The organism is Blautia sp. MSK20_18 (genome assembly GCF_020553125.1).
In the GTDB taxonomy this organism is placed as follows: Bacteria; Bacillota; Clostridia; order Lachnospirales; family Lachnospiraceae; genus Blautia_A; species Blautia_A fusiformis.
On the sequence record NZ_JAJCGR010000012.1, the window covers coordinates 81,364 to 98,325 of the forward strand.

Genomic DNA, 16,962 nt, shown 5'->3' on the forward strand with positions numbered 1-16,962 from the left:
GTGAAAATAACAGTGAGTAAGAGGGATATTATGAAAAATAAGAAAAAAAACAGAAGCTCATACAGCCTGTCTGCAGAGCTGAAAAATACTCTGAAATATCTGCTGATATGGGGAATGATCTTGATCTTTTCCGCATATTTGCTTAGTGATTCGGAGATCCTCGGAAATGTAAGGCAGCAGGCAAGACCGGATACCTGGTCTATGATCGGTGCGGGAGGAAGCTTTGAAGAGGAGTTTACCTGCAAAACGAACCGTCTGTCCGGTGTGGAGCTTTTTCTTTCTACAGAGAGTGCATCGGTTGCTGGAACGTTTCAGATAACGCTGTACCAGAATGAAAGGGAAATCCAGAGCTGGCAGGCCAGCAGACTGACCATATCGTCGGGGGATACCACGTATTTCCGGCTTGACCAGAAGCTTACGGAATGTAAGGGGCAGAAATTCCGGATCGTTTTAGATGGCGCAAAAGGGGATACCGGAGTGGCTGCAGGGTTGGTGAGCCAGAAGGATGATACACAGACACTTGCCTATCGGATCATTTCCAGGCCATTTCCAAAATCACTGGTGTTTCTGGTGATTGGAGCGGCGGCAGCTGTGATGCTGGTGATCTTTGCATTTCTGAAACGCAGACAGCTCCGGGCAGAAGTGGTGTTTGCCGTTGTTTATATTTTTATGAGTATCTGTACGCTGGCGGCGGTTCCGGCCTTTAATTCGCCGGATGAGTACAGCCATTATCTGAGAAGCTATGAGGTTTCCAGAGGATATCTGACGTCGGAAGGCAACGGAGGAAACGACTTATTCTCATATGGAAGGACGTTTAACAGTGGTCTGGTTCCGGAATTTTCCGCCAAGGATCATGTATCATTATGGGATATCGGAGAGAATGCAGATCAGCGTATCGACCGGGAAAAAACACAGTTTTACGGATTTGGAAATACAGCCTTGTATGCACCTACTTCGTATCTTCCCCAGGCAGTAGGGATCCGCATTGCAGATCTGTTTACGGACCGGCCGATGGTTCTTGCCTATGCGGGAAGGATCGCCAATATGCTTATGTTTGGACTGTTCTTTTTCTTTGCCATTCGTCTGACGCCTGTTGGGAAAAATTTCCTCGTACTTCTGGGGCTGGTACCTGTGAATATCCAGTCAGCAAATTCCATGTCAGCAGATGCCCTGGCCCTGGCTCTGACGGTTGCTCTGGCTGCCTTTGTACTGGCTATGCGATATAAACAAAAAGAAGTGATGAGTAGAAGACAGCTGATATGGATGTACGTGCTGACCGGATTCCTGTGTCTTTGCAAAGTGGTTTACATGCCGTTTTGCCTGCTCCTGTTCCTGATCCCGAAAGAACGGTTTAAAAGCAGAAAAAATTACTGGTTTCATGTGGTCTGTGCAGGAACTGTGATCTTGATCTTAAGTTTCGGCTGGCTGGTCATTGCATCCCGATATCTCTGTGAGTCACAGCCAGGTGTGGATACAGCTGCACAGCTTGTGGGGATCCTGAAGGATCCGGCTGCCTTTGTCCTGACTTTTGTGCGGAGCCTGGATAATTTTGGTGTGACCTATCTTACAGAAATGATAGGAAGTAATCTTGGATGGCTGAACATTCCTGTCTGTGCCCTGCTGGCAATGGGATATCTTTTGATCTTGGTCCTTCAGGTTTCCGGGAATGATGATATATCGGGAATCCGTCTGGAGCTTCCGGCAAAGGGCATTCTGGGAGGAGTCAGTCTCCTGGTATTTGCGCTGATCTTTGTAACGTTATACGGACAGTGGACAGCCTATGGCTACGATAAGATCTTGGGCGTGCAGGGACGGTATTTTCTGCCGCTTCTTTTTCCACTGATTCTTGCGCTGAAGCCCAAACGGTTTGCCGAAGGAGCCGGGGAAACACCATGGGGACTGTTTCTGGGAGCCTGGAGTATCGATCTGTGTGTTTATGCGACACTTTTCGTGCAGGCCCTGTGCCGTTTTGCATAAGGCGTCGGATTTGGTCGAGCAAAAATCCTTGACTGACTGAAAACAAAATATTATAATCAAATCTGTAAATAACAGAGGAAAAAACTGTTCTGAAAAAGGATAAACAGGCAGATAGAAGTACGATTTCCGGAAAGTGGGTGTACAACATTGGACGGAGATAGAGACGCTATCTGCCTTTTTTTCTGAAATGAAATATGACATGAGTGTGGATAACTCTGCGATTTTATGTGGAATACATGTGGATAAGGTGTGGATAAAACACAAATACCGCCGTTGAAGCGTTAAATACGGGAAAAAGCTTGACATATTCAATATTATTAAATATAATTTTCCCATACATTACAAAAATGTTACAAACATGTAAAGGAAATCGTAATGATCCGTATTTATCCGGGAAGCGATGATAATGGGGGCTGTGATATCGCATCGGAGGATTATGGGCTGTTACAGAAAATGAAACGCAAGGAATGAGATTATGAAAGTTGAGAAAGATTTACGTGAGACTGACGGAGTGCAGGATGAACGTAGAAATGGAAAAACCGGAGGAAATTCCGCGCGCAGTTTTGCAGTGCTGACATTATGTGCAGTTTTGGCGATGGTTATTTCTCTGGGGACAAGGACATTTGCAGAAAGTGAGGGAGGCAGGGTTTATGCAGCTTCAGATGGAGGAGAGGGCTCTCCCTATGAAGAGGTTGCTGTTCCTACCGGGATCGCAGGTGTGGTTTCAGGAGTTACGGATACACCATTATCCGGAAGCACGGTTACAAGGATCGGAAGCTCCTGTGAGCAGGTGATCGTAGGCCAGAGAGTACAGAAAGTAACCAATACTGCTGCAGATCTTAATGTAAGCTCCTCTATGGAAAACAAAGTAAATGAACTTGATGCAAGGTCGATCACACTGGCAGAAAATCCCACACTGATGTCAGATGAAGACTATGATACACTTCTGAGGATCGTGGAGGCAGAAGCAGGAAGTGAAGATATCAAGGGCCGTGTTCTGGTGGCCAACGTCATCATGAACCGTGTAAAAAGCGAAGATTTTCCGAATACGGTGACAGAGGTTGTCTGGGATAACAGTGACGGCGTTCCGCAGTTTTCACCGACCTATGATGGCAGGATCAATGAAGTTGCAGTTTCCGATGAAACAAGGGAAGCGGTCAAGCAGGCGCTGAAGGGTACGGATTATTCTGAAGGTGCACTGTTCTTTATCCAGAAATCTGCAGCAGAGGAACATAATGTGAAATGGTTTGAAAAGGACCTGAAGAGGCTCTTTAAATACGGGGTCCATGAATTTTATACATATAAATAGGAAGAACTGATGCAGTACAGAAGGAACCAACCGCCGGCAGAAACAGACCGGCGGTTTCTTTTTATCCGAAAGCTGTGAATATCTGTCTGATCACAGGGTGGGATTGGGCAAGACAGATTCTTTTTTAAAAGTGGTGGCATTTTCCATAATTCCATGCTATAATGTGATAACGTTGAAAAGAAAACGAATATCTTACAATAGAAAGGCGGAACACCAATGCAGGTATTGTACAAGAGCACCAGAGGAAAAGAGCAGGCAGTTACAGCGTCTATGGCCATACTTAAGGGCCTTTCTGAGGACGGCGGACTGTTCGTGCCTGAAAGCATTCCACAGCTGGATGTACCAATGGACAAGCTGGCACAGATGACCTACCAGGAGACAGCATATGAGGTAATGAGCCGTTTCCTTACAGATTTTACCGAGGATGAGCTTAAGAACTGTATCAACAAAGCATACGACAGCAAATTTGATACAGAAAAGATCGCGCCTCTTCATGAAGCGGATGGGGCATATTTCCTGGAACTGTTCCATGGCGCGACCATTGCATTTAAGGATATGGCACTTTCCATTCTTCCGCATCTGATGACAACTGCAGCGAAGAAGAATAATGTTAAGAATGAGATCGTGATCCTTACCGCAACATCAGGAGATACCGGTAAAGCTGCCATGGCAGGCTTTGCAGATGTGCCGGGAACGAAGATCATTGTATTTTATCCGAAGCATGGTGTCAGCCCGATCCAGGAGAAACAGATGGTAACTCAGAAGGGTGCCAACACTTATGTGGTAGGTATTACCGGTAACTTTGATGATGCCCAGACTGCAGTTAAGAAGATGTTCAATGATCATGAGCTGGCAGCAGAGCTGGATCAGGCAGGCTTCCAGTTTTCTTCTGCAAACTCTATCAACATCGGTCGTCTTGTTCCTCAGATCGTATATTATGTATATGCCTACGCATCACTGGTACGCGATGGCAGGATCAAAGACGGACAGGAGATCAATGTGGTAGTTCCTACCGGAAACTTCGGAAATATCCTTGCTGCATACTATGCGAAACAGATGGGACTTCCGATCCACAAGCTGATCTGTGCATCGAATGAGAACCGTGTTCTTTATGATTTCTTCCGCACAGGAACCTATGACAGAAAGAGAGATTTCATCCTTACGACATCTCCTTCCATGGATATCCTGATCTCCAGCAATCTGGAAAGACTGATCTATCGTCTTACCGGAGAAAATGCTGAAAAATGTGCAGAGCTTATGAAATCCTTAAGTGAGGGCGGCGAATATACCATTACTGACGAGATGAAAGCACAGCTTGTTGATTTTTATGGTAATTTCTGCAGTGAAGATGAGACTGCACAGGCCATCAGTGATATCTACAAAAACAGCAATTATGTGATTGATACGCATACTGCAGTTGCAGCCGGCGTATATAAGAAGTATGTAAGTGAGACAGCGGATCATCTTCCGACAGTGATCGCCTCTACTGCAAGTCCGTATAAATTCACAAGAAGTGTTATGGAAGCACTTGGTGAGGAGCATAAAGATCTGGATGATTTTGGCCTTGTAGACGCATTAAGTGCGCTTTCCGGAGTACCTGTTCCACGTGCAGTTGAAGAAATCCGTACTGCCCCGGTTCTTCATGACAGGGTGGTAGATGCAGTGGATATGCCGGCAGCAGTAAAGGATATCCTTAAGATCAAATAATAATTGATAATAAAATCAGTAAGAAAATGTATTTTCTGTTGAAAAAGCACAAATACTGGTTTATAATAAAAACAACGAAAACCGAATCCTGGAATGTTCGATCCCCCTTTTCTTTTTGAACCTACATTGACATTTTGGGAATCCAAAATCGCAGGTTGGATGTCAGACCTCACGTCGTGGTAGGCAGAAGACACTGTTGAGGATACCCACCTAGCATCTGCTAGGCGTCAAAAATAAGGGAACGGCATCCCGGGATTAATCGGTTAAAGACATAGAGCCGGTTAGTGGCTCTTTTTTCATATATGGGAGGAATTAAAACATGAGTGTTTCTGAAAGGAAATTTGGGGTACTTCCTACAGGAGAAGAAGTAAAAATCTATCATCTTGAGAATAAAAAAGGTGCCTATGCGGAAGTGCTTCAGTATGGTGCGATCCTGGTGAAGATATGTGTTCCGGATAAGAACGGAGATCTGAAGGATGTGGTCCTTGGATATGACGATATCCGAGGATATGAGATTAATGGATGCTTTTTCGGTGCGATCATTGGAAGAAGTGGAAACCGTATCGAGAATTCCAGATTTTTTATTGATAATAAAGAAGTGGTTCTTGCAGAGAATGAGAATCATAACAATCTTCACAGCGGTCCGGATGGCTTTGAGAAAAAGCTGTGGGAAGTAAAAGAAATTTCCCAGGAGAAGAATAGCGTGGATTTCTTCCGCATCAGTCCGGATGGAGAGAACGGATTTCCGGGAGAATTTTCCATTGTTGTGAAATATGAATTCACAGAGGAAAACGAACTGAAGATTTTTTACAGAGGACGCTCTGATGCAGCTACCGTTGCCAATATGACCAACCATTCTTATTTTAATCTGAACGGAGAAGGCAGCGGAGATGTGCTTGACCAGGAAGTATGTATTCATGCGAAGTATTTTACTCCGGTAAAAGACAGCCAGTCCATTCCTACCGGTGAATATGCACCGGTGGCGGGAACGCCGATGGATTTTAATGTTTCCAAACCGATCGGCAGAGACATTGAGGCGGATTTTGAACAGCTGAAGTTCACAGGTGGTTATGACCATAACTATGTAACCGATAATTATGCAAAGGGCAATGTCCGTTCGATCGCTACTGCATACTGTAAGGAATCCGGTATCGGTATGGAGGTTTCCTCCGACTGCCCATGTGTGCAGTTCTATGCAGGCAATTTTGTTAAGGATGAGAAGGGAAAGAACGGTCATGTTTATCATGAACGTTATGGATTCTGCCTGGAGACACAGGTGGAGCCAAATGCAGTCAATGTAGAGGATTTCCATTCTCCGATCCTGCTTCCCGGTGAAGAGTACAGCTCTGAAACGGTTTACCGTTTCTTTGTGAAATAACAGACAAACAGAAATAAAAGAGGTGCGAGAAGGCAATGCAGATACGTGTGGCAGAAGAGAAGGATGCAGCAACACTTTTGGAAATTTATTCCTACTACGTAGAAAAAACTGCGATCACATTTGAATACGAAACACCTTCCATAGAAGAGTTTACGCAGCGAATCCATGATATAAAGGTGAAATATCCGTATATTGTGGCAGAAGAGAAGGGAGAGATTCTGGGATATGCCTATGGTTCGGCGTTTCACCCGAGGGCTGCTTATGGCTGGTGTGCGGAGATGTCTGTTTATGTGAGACATGACCGGCGGGGCAGCGGTGCAGGAGGCAGACTCTATCGAGCCTTGGAGAGTCTTCTTGCAGAGATGGGAATTCTGAACCTGAACGCCTGCATTGCAGTTGCACCAAAAGATGATGAATACCTGACCAGTGCCAGTGTGGATTTTCATAAGCATTTCGGCTATAAGCGTGTGGGAGAGTTCCACAGATGCGGCTATAAGTTTAACCGCTGGTATAATATGGTATGGATGGAAAAGATGATAGGTGAACATAAGAGCCTGCAGCCGGAAGTAAAGCTTTTTCCGGAAATCCAGGATAAGATCGGATTTGAACGTTTTTCCTGGTGAAAAAAGAAACCTGAGGGAGGTCAGCATGGACGAGGAAAAGAAAAATATAATCCAGCTCATGCTGGGATTTGTGCGCAGGGCAAACGGAGATCATGTCAGTGCATATGCGGCCCAGGCAGCGTATTTTCTGATCATGTCTTTTATCCCGTTTATACTGTTTCTTACAACGCTGATCCGTTATACACCGTTAAGCTATAATGTTGTCAGGGATGCCATCATCGGGTTTGTGCCCGGAAATCTGCAGACCTTTGTGCTGAGCATTGTGGTAGAAGTATACAAAAGAAGTACAGCCATCGTGCCGTTGTCTGCGCTGATGGCGCTTTGGGCGTCCGGAAAGGGAATGCAGGCGATCACCAATGGCTTAAATACCATTTATCATGTAAAGGAAACCCGAAACTGGCTGATGACCCGAATCTATTCGGTTTTTTATATGCTGTTGTTTGTGCTGGCGATCATTGTCACTCTTCTGGTCCTGGTTCTTGGTAATCGAATCCAAGTAGCTGCACAGAGAACCATTCCGATTCTCGGGAGGCTGCTGGCCAAGGTTATAGGGGCCAGGACATTGCTTGTATTTGCCGTGCTGTTTGCAGTGTTTCTGGTCCTTTATAAAGTGCTTCCAAACCGAAAGGCAACCTTTAAAAGCCAGCTTCCGGGTGCATTTATGATCGCAGTGGCATGGATGATATTTTCCTATGGATTTTCTCTGTATTTTGAATTTTTTCCGAATTTTGGAAATATGTACGGAAGTCTGACTGCGCTGATCATGGTAATGCTGTGGCTGTATGTGTGTATGAACCTGCTTCTTTACGGGGCGGAGATCAATGCCTACTTCGAAAATGAATTCCGAAAGGCCCAGAGATCTGTAAAAACACTTCTTTCCAAGAAAGAAAATGAAAAAAACAGTTCCAAAGAATCCTGACTTTGCGCTTGACAGAAGGCAGACCTTGTGGCATAGTATTAAAAGACAGAAAAGCTGTGAAGGTGTTTATAGAGGATCATTTTCTCACAGAGAAGGGAAGTCACCGGCTGTAAGCTTCCCCGGGTTCAGATGGTTCTTGAATTTCCCACCGGAGCTTCCTCTCTGAAGTAACAGTAGGAGATGACGTAAGCTGCGCGTTAAGCAGACAAGAGGTGCCCGTGATCTTTTCATGGGAAACTGGGTGGTACCGCGGATATTCCGTCCCTTTTATAAGGGACGGTTTTTTTATTGCCCATATCTGGATCTTCGGGGTGGGCGGCGGATCATTTGATCATTTTAATTAAAGGAGAAATAGACCATGGATATGAAAGAAAGACTTCAGGAACTGGCTGAAAATGCCAGAAAACGGATCGAGGAATCCGAGGGCCTGGATAAGCTGAATGATGTGCGTGTTGCATATCTTGGAAAAAAAGGTGAGCTTACTGCAATCTTAAAAGGTATGAAGGATGTTGCTCCGGAAGAACGTCCGAAGGTTGGACAACTTGTCAATGAGACAAGAGCTAAGATCGAAGAACTTCTGGAAGCCTCCAAAAAGGATTTCGAGGAGAAGGTCCGTGAGGAAAAAATGAAGGCAGAAGTGATCGATGTAACACTTCCTGCAAAGAAAGCGAAGATCGGTCATCGCCATCCGAATACTATCGCTCTGGAAGAAGTTGAGCGTATTTTCATCGGAATGGGCTATGAGGTTGTGGAAGGTCCGGAGGTTGAGTATGCGGACTACAACTTTACAAAGCTGAATATTCCGGAGGATCATCCGGCAAGAGATGAGCAGGATACATTCTTTATCAATGATTCCATTCTGCTCCGTTCCCAGACATCACCGGTGCAGGCACGTGAGATGGAAAAAGGCAAGCTTCCGATCCGTATGATCGCACCTGGCCGTGTATTCCGTTCTGACGAGGTAGATGCAACACATTCACCTTCCTTCCATCAGATCGAGGGCCTTGTTATTGATAAGAATGTTACGTTTGCAGATCTTAAGGGAACCCTTCAGGAGTTTGCAAAAGAGCTGTTCGGACCGGAGACAAAGACCAAATTCCGTCCGCATCATTTCCCGTTCACAGAGCCGAGCGCTGAGGTTGATGTTTCCTGCTTCAAATGCGGCGGAAAAGGCTGCCGTTTCTGTAAAGGTTCCGGCTGGATCGAAATCCTTGGCTGTGGTATGGTTCATCCGAATGTTCTCCGTATGTGCGGGATCGATCCGGATGAGTATACAGGATTTGCCTTTGGTGTAGGTCTGGAGCGTATCGCACTTCTGAAATATGAGATCGATGATATGCGTCTTCTCTATGAGAACGACAGCAGATTCCTGAAACAGTTCTAAAACAGTGAACACGGATCATGAGTATCCGTCTGACAGTAAATATAGAAAAAAGAAGGGACAACCAAAATGAATACTTCATTATCTTGGATTAAAACATATGTGCCGGATCTGGATGTAACGGCACAGGAATATACAGATGCCATGACCTTGACAGGCACAAAGGTAGAGGGCTTTACAGAGCTGGATGCAGATCTCGATAAGATCGTGATCGGCCAGATCGATAAGATCGAGAAACATCCGGATGCAGATAAGCTGATCATCTGCCAGGTAAATATCGGAACTGAGAGTGTGCAGATCGTAACAGGCGCTCCAAATGTAAAAGAAGGAGATAAGGTTCCGGTTGTTCTTGATGGCGGACGTGTTGCAGGCGGCCATGATGGAAAAATGACTCCCGGAGGGATCAAGATCAAAAAAGGCAAACTCCGTGGCGTTGAGTCCTTTGGTATGATGTGCTCTATCGAGGAACTTGGAAGCACCAGAGAAATGTATCCGGAAGCACCGGAATACGGAATCTATATTTTTCCTGAGGACGCAGTTGTGGGTGAGAGCGCTGTTAAGGCACTTGGCCTTGACGATGTGGTATTTGAGTATGAGATCACTTCCAACCGTGTAGACTGCTACGGTGTTCTTGGAATCGCAAGAGAGGCAGCAGCAACCTTCCAGAAGAAATTCTGCCCGCCGATTGTAGAGGTTAAGGAAAATGATGAGAAAGCTTCCGATTATGTAAAGGTTACTGTAGAGGATCCGGAGCTTTGCCCGCGTTACTGTGCAAGAGTTGTAAAAAATGTCAAGATTGGTCCGTCCCCGAAGTGGATGCAGAGATGTCTGGCTTCCAATGGAATCCGCCCGATCAACAACCTGGTTGATATCACAAACTATGTAATGGAAGAGTTTGGACAGCCAATGCATGCATATGATCTGGATACCATCGCAAATCAGGAGATCGTTGTACGCCGTGCAGGAAAAGATGAGAAATTCGTCACACTGGATGGCCAGGAGCGTATCATGGATGAGAACGTTCTGATGATCTGTGACGGTGAGAAGGCTGTCGGCATCGCGGGTATCATGGGTGGAGAGAATTCCATGATCACAGACGATGTAAAAACGGTTCTTTTTGAGGCGGCGTGCTTCGATGGAACCAGCATCCGTCTTTCTTCCAAGAGGATCGGACTTCGTACAGATGCATCCGGTAAATTTGAGAAGGGTCTTGACCCGAACAATGCACAGGCTGCAATTGACCGTGCATGCCAGCTGATGGAAGAGCTTGGTGCAGGTGAGGTTGTAGGCGGAATGGTTGATGTCTGCAGCGAGACAAGAGAGCCATCCAGAGTAAAATTTGAGCCTGAGAAGATCAACAAGCTTCTTGGAACCAGCCTTACAAAAGAAGAGATGATCGATTATCTTGGACGTGTAGAACTGGCTTATGATGAAAAAACAGACGAGATCGTTGCACCGACATTCCGTCAGGATATCCACTGTAATGCAGATGTTGCAGAGGAGGTTGCAAGATTCTATGGCTATGATAAGATCCCGATGACACTTCCTACAGGAGAGGCTACTACAGGTAAGCTGCCATTTAAGCTTCGTATCCAGGAGGTTGCAAGAGATATCGCAGAATACTGCGGATTCTCAGAGGGAATGTCCTATTCTTTCGAAAGCCCGAAGGTATTTGACAAGCTTTGTATTCCTGAGGACAGTGATCTTCGTAAAGTCATCACCATCAGCAATCCTCTTGGAGAGGACTACAGTATCATGCGTACAAGCACACTGAACGGTATGCTGGCATCCCTTTCCACAAACTATAACAGACGTAATAAAGATGTTCGTCTTTACGAGCTTGGAAATATCTATCTTCCGAAGTCCCTTCCGGTTACAGAGCTTCCGGATGAGCGTACCATGTTTACACTTGGAATGTACGGAAAAGGCGATTTCTTTGATATGAAGGGTGTATGCGAGGAGTTCTTCGAGAAGATCGGAATGAAGAAAAAGGTTACCTACGATCCAAACAGCGGAAAACCATTCCTTCATCCAGGAAGACAGGCTAACATGATCTACGAGGGTAAGGTAGTTGGATACTTAGGTGAGGTTCATCCGGCTGTTGCAGATAATTACTCTATCGGAGAAAAGGCATATATCGCAGTGATCGACATTCTGGATGTTCTGGAATTTGCTGGTTTCAACCACAAATATACAGGAATTGCCAAATATCCGGCTGTAACTCGTGACCTGAGCCTTGTAGTTCCCCATGCAGTTCTCGCAGGACAGATCGAGGAGATTTTTGATCAGAGAGGCGGAAATATTCTTGAGAGTTATCAGCTGTTCGATATCTACGAGGGCGCACAGATTGAGAAAGGTTTCAAATCCATGGCTTATTCTCTGGTATTCCGTGCCCATGACAAGACTCTTGGTGAAAACGAGATCTCCGCAGCAATGAAAAAGATCATGAATGGTCTTAACGGACTTGGAATCGAGCTGAGAAGCTGATGCTGATCTACATTGTAAGACATGGCCTGACTGAGTGGAATAAATTAAAAAAGCTTCAGGGCGCAGCGGATGTACCTCTTGCGAAGGAAGGGATCCTTCTTGCAGAAAAAACCGGAGAAGCTCTCCGTGATGTGAAGTTTGATATCTGTTTTACAAGTCCGCTCTCAAGGGCAAAACAGACGGCAGAATATGTTCTGGGGAAACGCGATGTTCCGATCATACCGGATAAGCGGATCCAGGAGATCGATTTTGGTGTGTTGGAGGGTGATCAGGTAAGAGATGCAGATGGCAATTATATCGATCCGCAGATCGAGACTTTTTTCCGTGCTCCGGTAAATTTTAAACGACCGGAAAAGGGCGAGGATATTTTTGATGTAATCGCCAGGACAAAGGATTTCTGGGATGAAATAACATCAGATCCGACTCTTGCGGATAAAACAATTCTTGTTGCCTCTCATGGATGTGCAGTCCGTGCTCTTCTTCAGAATGTAGATCCTGATCCGGAGAATTTCTGGAGAGGCTCCGTGCCGCCAAACTGCTGTGTTAATCTTGTGGAAGTAAAGAATGGAAAGACAACGCTTCTGGAAGAAGATAGAGTTTATGCATAGAAAATAATGAGAAACGCAGAATAACTGTAATGGCTGTTCTGCGTTTCTTTTTTTGCTTGTTTTTATTGGTGGAATTTCACAGGTTATGATTGACTAATTGAGATAAAATGAGATAAAATATATAAAAATAATGAATGATTCAGAAAAATAAAAGTTAAACTTTACTAATTATATAAAGATGCAGAATTGTGTTAGAATTATATGAAATCATTTAACCAAGTGCGGATTGCGAATATCCGCCTACGGATAGAGGATAATTACTGATAGTGATGTGATATATGGAATGGGGTGAGTATATGCAGTCATTAAATGAGACAAAAGCAGGGGAAAGCTACACGATCAAGTGGATGACCGGAATGCCGGAGACTATGGAACAGATCAGACAATATGATGTCAGTGAAGGAAAGACCGTACAGATCATAAGCAGGATACTTGGCGGAGTGATCGTAGGTGTTTGCGGACGCAGGATCCTGATCAGCGATGATGCAGCCTGCCGTATAAAAGTATAAATAAAAGTATAAATAGAAAAAAGACGAAAGGACAATTCTTTTGGCGAAGGAATTGTCCTTTCTGGTTGTTTTAGGGAAGATGTTATGATAGTATGGGAACAAAAGAGTAACTTTTTTCAAAAATAAAGACAGGGGAGGCATATTATGGGAAAAAAGTTTATGAATACAGTGCTGTTTCTGGCAGTAACAGTGGCCGCGGCAACCCTGACTGCTTATGTTGGAAAAGGCTCCGGGAATGTGTTGCTTTATAATTTTACATTTCTGGGACTTATGCTGATCATATATGCAGTGGGGCTTTTTGCAGGTTTATATCGGATGGATAACCTGTCAAGAGCACTGAAGCATGGCGCTGGTGAGATCACAGAGGTGTTTCAGCTTCCGGGAAGAGCCAGAAAAGAAGAGATTGGGCAGCTGCGAGGGATTTTCGGTGACCGCTATCTCGACAAAAAGATGGATGATTTTGTTGACAGCATCAGCAGAACGGAAGAAGGGATCGCTGAAGTAGAGGATTTTGTGAATATTGAGGATGTAGATGTACATATCCACAAGAGACTCCTTGAGATGGCTCCGGACATTTTTACAAGCCTTGGTATCCTTGGAACATTTATCGGTCTTGTGTGGGGACTTAAGAATTTCCAGCCCACAGATTATGAAGTGATGACAAGCTCGGTATCCGCTCTTGTAGATGGCATCAAAGTTGCGTTTCTGACTTCCATTTATGGAGTTGCACTTTCTGTTGTGTACACATTTGGGATGAAAAGCGGATATTCTGCGATGTCCCAGGCGATGCAGGATTTTCTGGATCGTTTTCACGCACTGGTGCTCCCTACTGCGGAGAATGAGTCCTGGAATCTCCTTGTTTCCAGCCAGAAGACGCAGACAGAAGCCATGAAACAGATGGCGGAACAGTTTTCTGTGCAGATGGCAGATAGCTTTGAGAAAGTGATCACACCTACTTTTCAGAAGATGAATGATTCTCTGGACGTTCTTGCCGCATCTGTGACAAAAGGGCAGCAGGATGCGATCCGGGAGATCCTGGATACGTTTTTAAGCGAGATGCATGGTTCCTTTCAGATGCAGTTTGAAGATTTTAATGATGCTCTGGCAGAACTTAAGAAGGTGCAGAAGGAGAATACAGAATATACATCAGAATTGTACAAGACCATGAGCAGTCAGCTGAGTGAAACTTTTACGAAGCAGGAACGTGCCATGAAGGATGCCATTAAGGAAATCGATGAGATGCAGAGCAGTTATATGAAGACTGCAGACCGTATTATCCGGGATAATCAGATGATCCAGCAGCTGCAGAAACAGGATTACGAAAAGTTTGCCCGGCATATGCATGAAAATGAAAAAGAATCCGCAGATCTCTGGAAAAACTGTAATGCATCTATGCGCCAGTATGTGGACAGTGCTGCAGAAGGGATGAAAGCAGTTGCGGATTCCAGTAGGATCAGTGAGGAGCTTCTTCGTGAAGATAAGAAGATGATCGAAGATTTTGAAGCCAGAGTGAAAGAATTTACCGAGAGCCAGAAGATGGTCAACAGTGTTCTGGATGAGGTACGCAGGCTTCTTTCTGAGATCAAGACGGCAAAAAATAACCGTGATATCCATCTGATCGCCGGACAGCCCTGGGGCTATGGAAGCAATGCCGGTATCCAGGAACTTAAGGATAAGCTGACGGGTCTGGAGGATCTTCTGGAAGGACAGGGTGCAAGACAGGAAGCGCTGCTGGATGAGATCGAGCGCAGTATCCGTGAGGCAACGAAGGCAGCACAGAAAAGCCGTTTTGGTTTATTTAAATAAGAGAGGAATTGTCAATGCGCAAAAAAAGAAAGCCGGAGGAGCATGGGTTTAATGTCTGGCGTTCTTATTCGGATATGATGGCAGGAGTTTTGCTGCTTTTTGTTCTGATCATGTGTGTGACACTTTTTCAGGCACAGAAGAGCTATCAGGACAGTCTGAAGGAACGGGATGAAAAAATCGCTCTTCAGGAAAAATATACAGAAGAGCTTCTTGAAAAACAGAATGCGCTGGATGAGCAGGCAGGAACATTAAAGAGCCAGGATGAGCAGATCAAGTCCAAGGACAAGCAGATCAAATCTCAGGATGAAGAACTGTCTTCTCTGGCGGAGAAGCTTGCCAAACAGCAGGAAACACTGGAGGCACAGCAGGAAAAGCTGAAAGAACAGCAGAAAAAGCTGTCCTCTCAGAAAAAGAAGCTTTCCAGCCAGCAGGATACACTGAAAGAGCAGCAGTCTGCGCTGGATGAAAAAACAGAGCTTCTGGAAGAGCAGCAGGAGAAGATCGACAAGATCATCGGCGTGAAAGCGGAGGTTGTGGAAGCTTTGCAGAAGGAATTTGAAAAAAAGAACCTCAATGTGGATATTGATCCACAGACAGGTGCGCTGACGTTGAATGCCAATGTTATGTTTGATTATGATCAGGCAGAGCTTACCGATTCCGGTAAGATGACATTGTCTATGGTACTGCCGACATATTGTAAGGTATTGCTGGATGATTCCTATAAGAAATATCTTGGCGAGATCATTATTGATGGTTATACGGATACAGACGGAGATTACAGTTATAACCTGGAGCTGTCACAGAAGAGGTCTCTGGCGGTAGCGCAGTATCTTTTGGATATTAAGAGTGATTTTCTGAAGGATTCACAGGTTCAGGAACTGAAGGATTGTCTGACAGTGAATGGGCATTCCATGTCAGATCCGGTTTTGGATGCAGAAGGAAATGTAGATAAGGATGCGTCCAGACGTGTAGAGGTAAAATTCCGTTTGAAGGATGAAGAGATGATCCAGGAACTGAATAAGATCATGCAGGGAGATTCTGCAGAGTCCGACAGTACTGCTCAGAAAAAAGAAAAGAATCAGAAAGAAAATCAGGATAATAAGCAGTAATAAAATATGGCTGCTTTATATTTTTTAAGGAGGATTGGGTATGAAAAGAAAACTGGCATTGATGCTGAAATGACGCTTCTGGCTGGCAGCCTGGATTCGGGAATGCTGGTCAGTGCAGCTGATTTTTCAGCAGAAGAGAGTGTGGAACAGGCAGTGGAAGAGGAGCTTTTTCCGGCTGTACATTCCTTTCTTCCATCCACATTCTGGATAATGGGGTGGTGGTAGAAGCAGGTGCATTTAAGCAATGTACAAGTCTTACCCGTATCCATATCCCTGCATCAATGGTTACACATGGTTATGTGGGTGAGAGTTCGGCGTATCCGGGAATTTTTGCGGGAGATACAGGGCTGACGACGGTCACCTTTGTGAAAGGGATCACAAAGATCGCCAAGTACAGAACTCGCCTTCGGCTCAGACAGCAGGCTCTGCCGCAATAACGCCATCTCCCGCAGCCCAAGTAGTAATCACCCCTCCTCCGCAGCAGCCCGGCTCAGCGTACCACCATAAATATCGAAGAATACAGGGACCAGATCGGCCCAGCGTACCACCATAAATATCGAAGAATACAGGGACCAGATCGGCCCAGCGTACCACCATAAATATCGAAGAATACAGGGACCAGATCGGCCCAGCGTACCACCATAAATATCGAAGAATACAGGAACCAGATCGGCCCAGTGTATCACCATAAATATCGAAGAATACAGGGACCAGATCGGCACAGCGTACCACCATAAGTACCGAAGAATACAGAAACCAGATCGGCACAACGTTCCATCCTGAATACCGAAGCATACAGACAAAAGTCAACAACACAGCACACACAACAACGCAGAACTCCTTCCGTGCCCAAGAGGGTGGGGGTGCAGGGGGAGGGCCTTCGGGCTACGGAACTCTGAGATGGCCTTCCCCCTGCATATTCCCGCATTGAAAATGCGACCGGCGTAGCGCCATCCAGCGAAGAGTCTTATTATTAAAAAACAACACGATAAACAACACAATAAACAACAATAAAGATAATCCTAAAATTACAAATAAGAATAAAAAATTGTCCTATAAAGATAAACTTCCAGGAAAATCTAAAAAAATTGAAATTTATGGTTGACAAGCATAACTCCCAGTGGTATTATAACTGAGCTGTCGCAAATA

General features: G+C 45.0%; 14 protein-coding genes, 1 other RNA gene and 1 other annotated feature. All 15 genes read left to right on the forward strand.

Translation table 11 applies throughout. The features are described from left to right. The first annotated feature begins 30 nt into the window (after positions 1-30). The 15 genes from LI091_RS08845 (at position 31) to LI091_RS08915 (ending at position 16,250) form a co-directional block, all read left to right on the forward strand. Entirely contained in the window at positions 31-1,977 is a 1,947-nt protein-coding gene (locus tag LI091_RS08845) for a DUF2142 domain-containing protein (protein ID WP_129975319.1), read from the forward strand. A 475-nt stretch (positions 1,978-2,452) separates the two neighbouring features. Then, positions 2,453-3,286, forward strand: coding sequence for a cell wall hydrolase (locus LI091_RS08850; RefSeq protein ID WP_021652924.1), 834 nt, complete (start codon positions 2,453-2,455; stop codon positions 3,284-3,286). A 216-nt stretch (positions 3,287-3,502) separates the two neighbouring features. Then, positions 3,503-4,993, forward strand: coding sequence for a threonine synthase (thrC, locus tag LI091_RS08855; protein ID WP_021652923.1), 1,491 nt, complete (start codon positions 3,503-3,505; stop codon positions 4,991-4,993). An 82-nt stretch (positions 4,994-5,075) separates the two neighbouring features. Further along, a non-coding RNA gene (gene ssrS, locus LI091_RS08860) (6S RNA) lies at positions 5,076-5,253 on the forward strand. A 59-nt stretch (positions 5,254-5,312) separates the two neighbouring features. Further along, the gene (locus LI091_RS08865) at positions 5,313-6,371 is read left to right on the forward strand and encodes an aldose epimerase family protein (protein ID WP_129975317.1); all 1,059 of its coding nucleotides are present in this window, start codon (positions 5,313-5,315) and stop codon (positions 6,369-6,371) included. Between the two features lie 35 nt (positions 6,372-6,406). Then, positions 6,407-6,994, forward strand: a complete 588-nt coding sequence (locus LI091_RS08870; protein ID WP_015526760.1) for a GNAT family N-acetyltransferase — start codon at positions 6,407-6,409, stop codon at positions 6,992-6,994. A gap of 25 nt (positions 6,995-7,019) precedes the next feature. Next, the gene (locus tag LI091_RS08875; RefSeq protein ID WP_021652921.1) at positions 7,020-7,913 is read left to right on the forward strand and encodes a YihY/virulence factor BrkB family protein; all 894 of its coding nucleotides are present in this window, start codon (positions 7,020-7,022) and stop codon (positions 7,911-7,913) included. Between the two features lie 47 nt (positions 7,914-7,960). Next, positions 7,961-8,182: a binding site (T-box leader), on the forward strand. Between the two features lie 95 nt (positions 8,183-8,277). After that, complete coding sequence (gene pheS / locus LI091_RS08880) at positions 8,278-9,297, forward strand: phenylalanine--tRNA ligase subunit alpha (RefSeq protein WP_044962388.1); 1,020 nt, start codon at positions 8,278-8,280, stop codon at positions 9,295-9,297. A 66-nt stretch (positions 9,298-9,363) separates the two neighbouring features. Beyond that, complete coding sequence (pheT, locus tag LI091_RS08885; RefSeq protein ID WP_015526758.1) at positions 9,364-11,781, forward strand: phenylalanine--tRNA ligase subunit beta; 2,418 nt, start codon at positions 9,364-9,366, stop codon at positions 11,779-11,781. After that, positions 11,781-12,389, forward strand: a complete 609-nt coding sequence (locus LI091_RS08890; RefSeq protein WP_182431235.1) for a histidine phosphatase family protein — start codon at positions 11,781-11,783, stop codon at positions 12,387-12,389. The genes pheT and LI091_RS08890 overlap by 1 nt, the downstream gene beginning before the upstream one ends. Positions 12,390-12,685: 296 nt before the next feature. Beyond that, positions 12,686-12,898 carry a ferrous iron transport protein A gene (locus LI091_RS08895; protein WP_044962386.1) on the forward strand — a complete coding sequence of 71 codons (213 nt, stop codon included), beginning with the start codon at positions 12,686-12,688 and terminating at the stop codon, positions 12,896-12,898. Positions 12,899-13,042: 144 nt separating this feature from the next. Further along, complete coding sequence (locus tag LI091_RS08900; RefSeq protein ID WP_265191074.1) at positions 13,043-14,704, forward strand: MotA/TolQ/ExbB proton channel family protein; 1,662 nt, start codon at positions 13,043-13,045, stop codon at positions 14,702-14,704. A gap of 14 nt (positions 14,705-14,718) precedes the next feature. Next, positions 14,719-15,813, forward strand: a complete 1,095-nt coding sequence (locus LI091_RS08905; RefSeq protein ID WP_161209553.1) for an OmpA family protein — start codon at positions 14,719-14,721, stop codon at positions 15,811-15,813. Positions 15,814-15,819: 6 nt separating this feature from the next. Further along, entirely contained in the window at positions 15,820-16,038 is a 219-nt protein-coding gene (locus LI091_RS08910) for a hypothetical protein (RefSeq protein ID WP_021652915.1), read from the forward strand. Further along, positions 16,032-16,250 (forward strand): leucine-rich repeat domain-containing protein, encoded by a 219-nt coding sequence (locus LI091_RS08915; RefSeq protein WP_250789769.1) that lies wholly within the window; start codon positions 16,032-16,034, stop codon positions 16,248-16,250. Before LI091_RS08910 ends, LI091_RS08915 begins: the two co-directional genes overlap by 7 nt. Positions 16,251-16,962 lie beyond the last annotated feature (712 nt).

Excerpts from the sequence above, each read along its gene's own strand:
- pheS (WP_044962388.1), top strand. The coding sequence starts at position 8,278 with ATGAAAGAAAGACTTCAGGAACTGGCTGAAAATGCCAGAAAACGGATC.
- LI091_RS08895 (WP_044962386.1), top strand. The coding sequence starts at position 12,686 with ATGCAGTCATTAAATGAGACAAAAGCAGGGGAAAGCTACACGATCAAG.
- LI091_RS08850 (WP_021652924.1), top strand. The coding sequence starts at position 2,453 with ATGAAAGTTGAGAAAGATTTACGTGAGACTGACGGAGTGCAGGATGAA.
- thrC (WP_021652923.1), top strand. The coding sequence starts at position 3,503 with ATGCAGGTATTGTACAAGAGCACCAGAGGAAAAGAGCAGGCAGTTACA.
- LI091_RS08900 (WP_265191074.1), top strand. The coding sequence starts at position 13,043 with ATGGGAAAAAAGTTTATGAATACAGTGCTGTTTCTGGCAGTAACAGTG.
- pheT (WP_015526758.1), top strand. The coding sequence starts at position 9,364 with ATGAATACTTCATTATCTTGGATTAAAACATATGTGCCGGATCTGGAT.
- LI091_RS08875 (WP_021652921.1), top strand. The coding sequence starts at position 7,020 with ATGGACGAGGAAAAGAAAAATATAATCCAGCTCATGCTGGGATTTGTG.
- LI091_RS08890 (WP_182431235.1), top strand. The coding sequence starts at position 11,781 with ATGCTGATCTACATTGTAAGACATGGCCTGACTGAGTGGAATAAATTA.
- LI091_RS08910 (WP_021652915.1), top strand. The coding sequence starts at position 15,820 with ATGGCTGCTTTATATTTTTTAAGGAGGATTGGGTATGAAAAGAAAACT.
- LI091_RS08845 (WP_129975319.1), top strand. The coding sequence starts at position 31 with ATGAAAAATAAGAAAAAAAACAGAAGCTCATACAGCCTGTCTGCAGAG.
- LI091_RS08870 (WP_015526760.1), top strand. The coding sequence starts at position 6,407 with ATGCAGATACGTGTGGCAGAAGAGAAGGATGCAGCAACACTTTTGGAA.
- LI091_RS08905 (WP_161209553.1), top strand. The coding sequence starts at position 14,719 with ATGCGCAAAAAAAGAAAGCCGGAGGAGCATGGGTTTAATGTCTGGCGT.
- LI091_RS08865 (WP_129975317.1), top strand. The coding sequence starts at position 5,313 with ATGAGTGTTTCTGAAAGGAAATTTGGGGTACTTCCTACAGGAGAAGAA.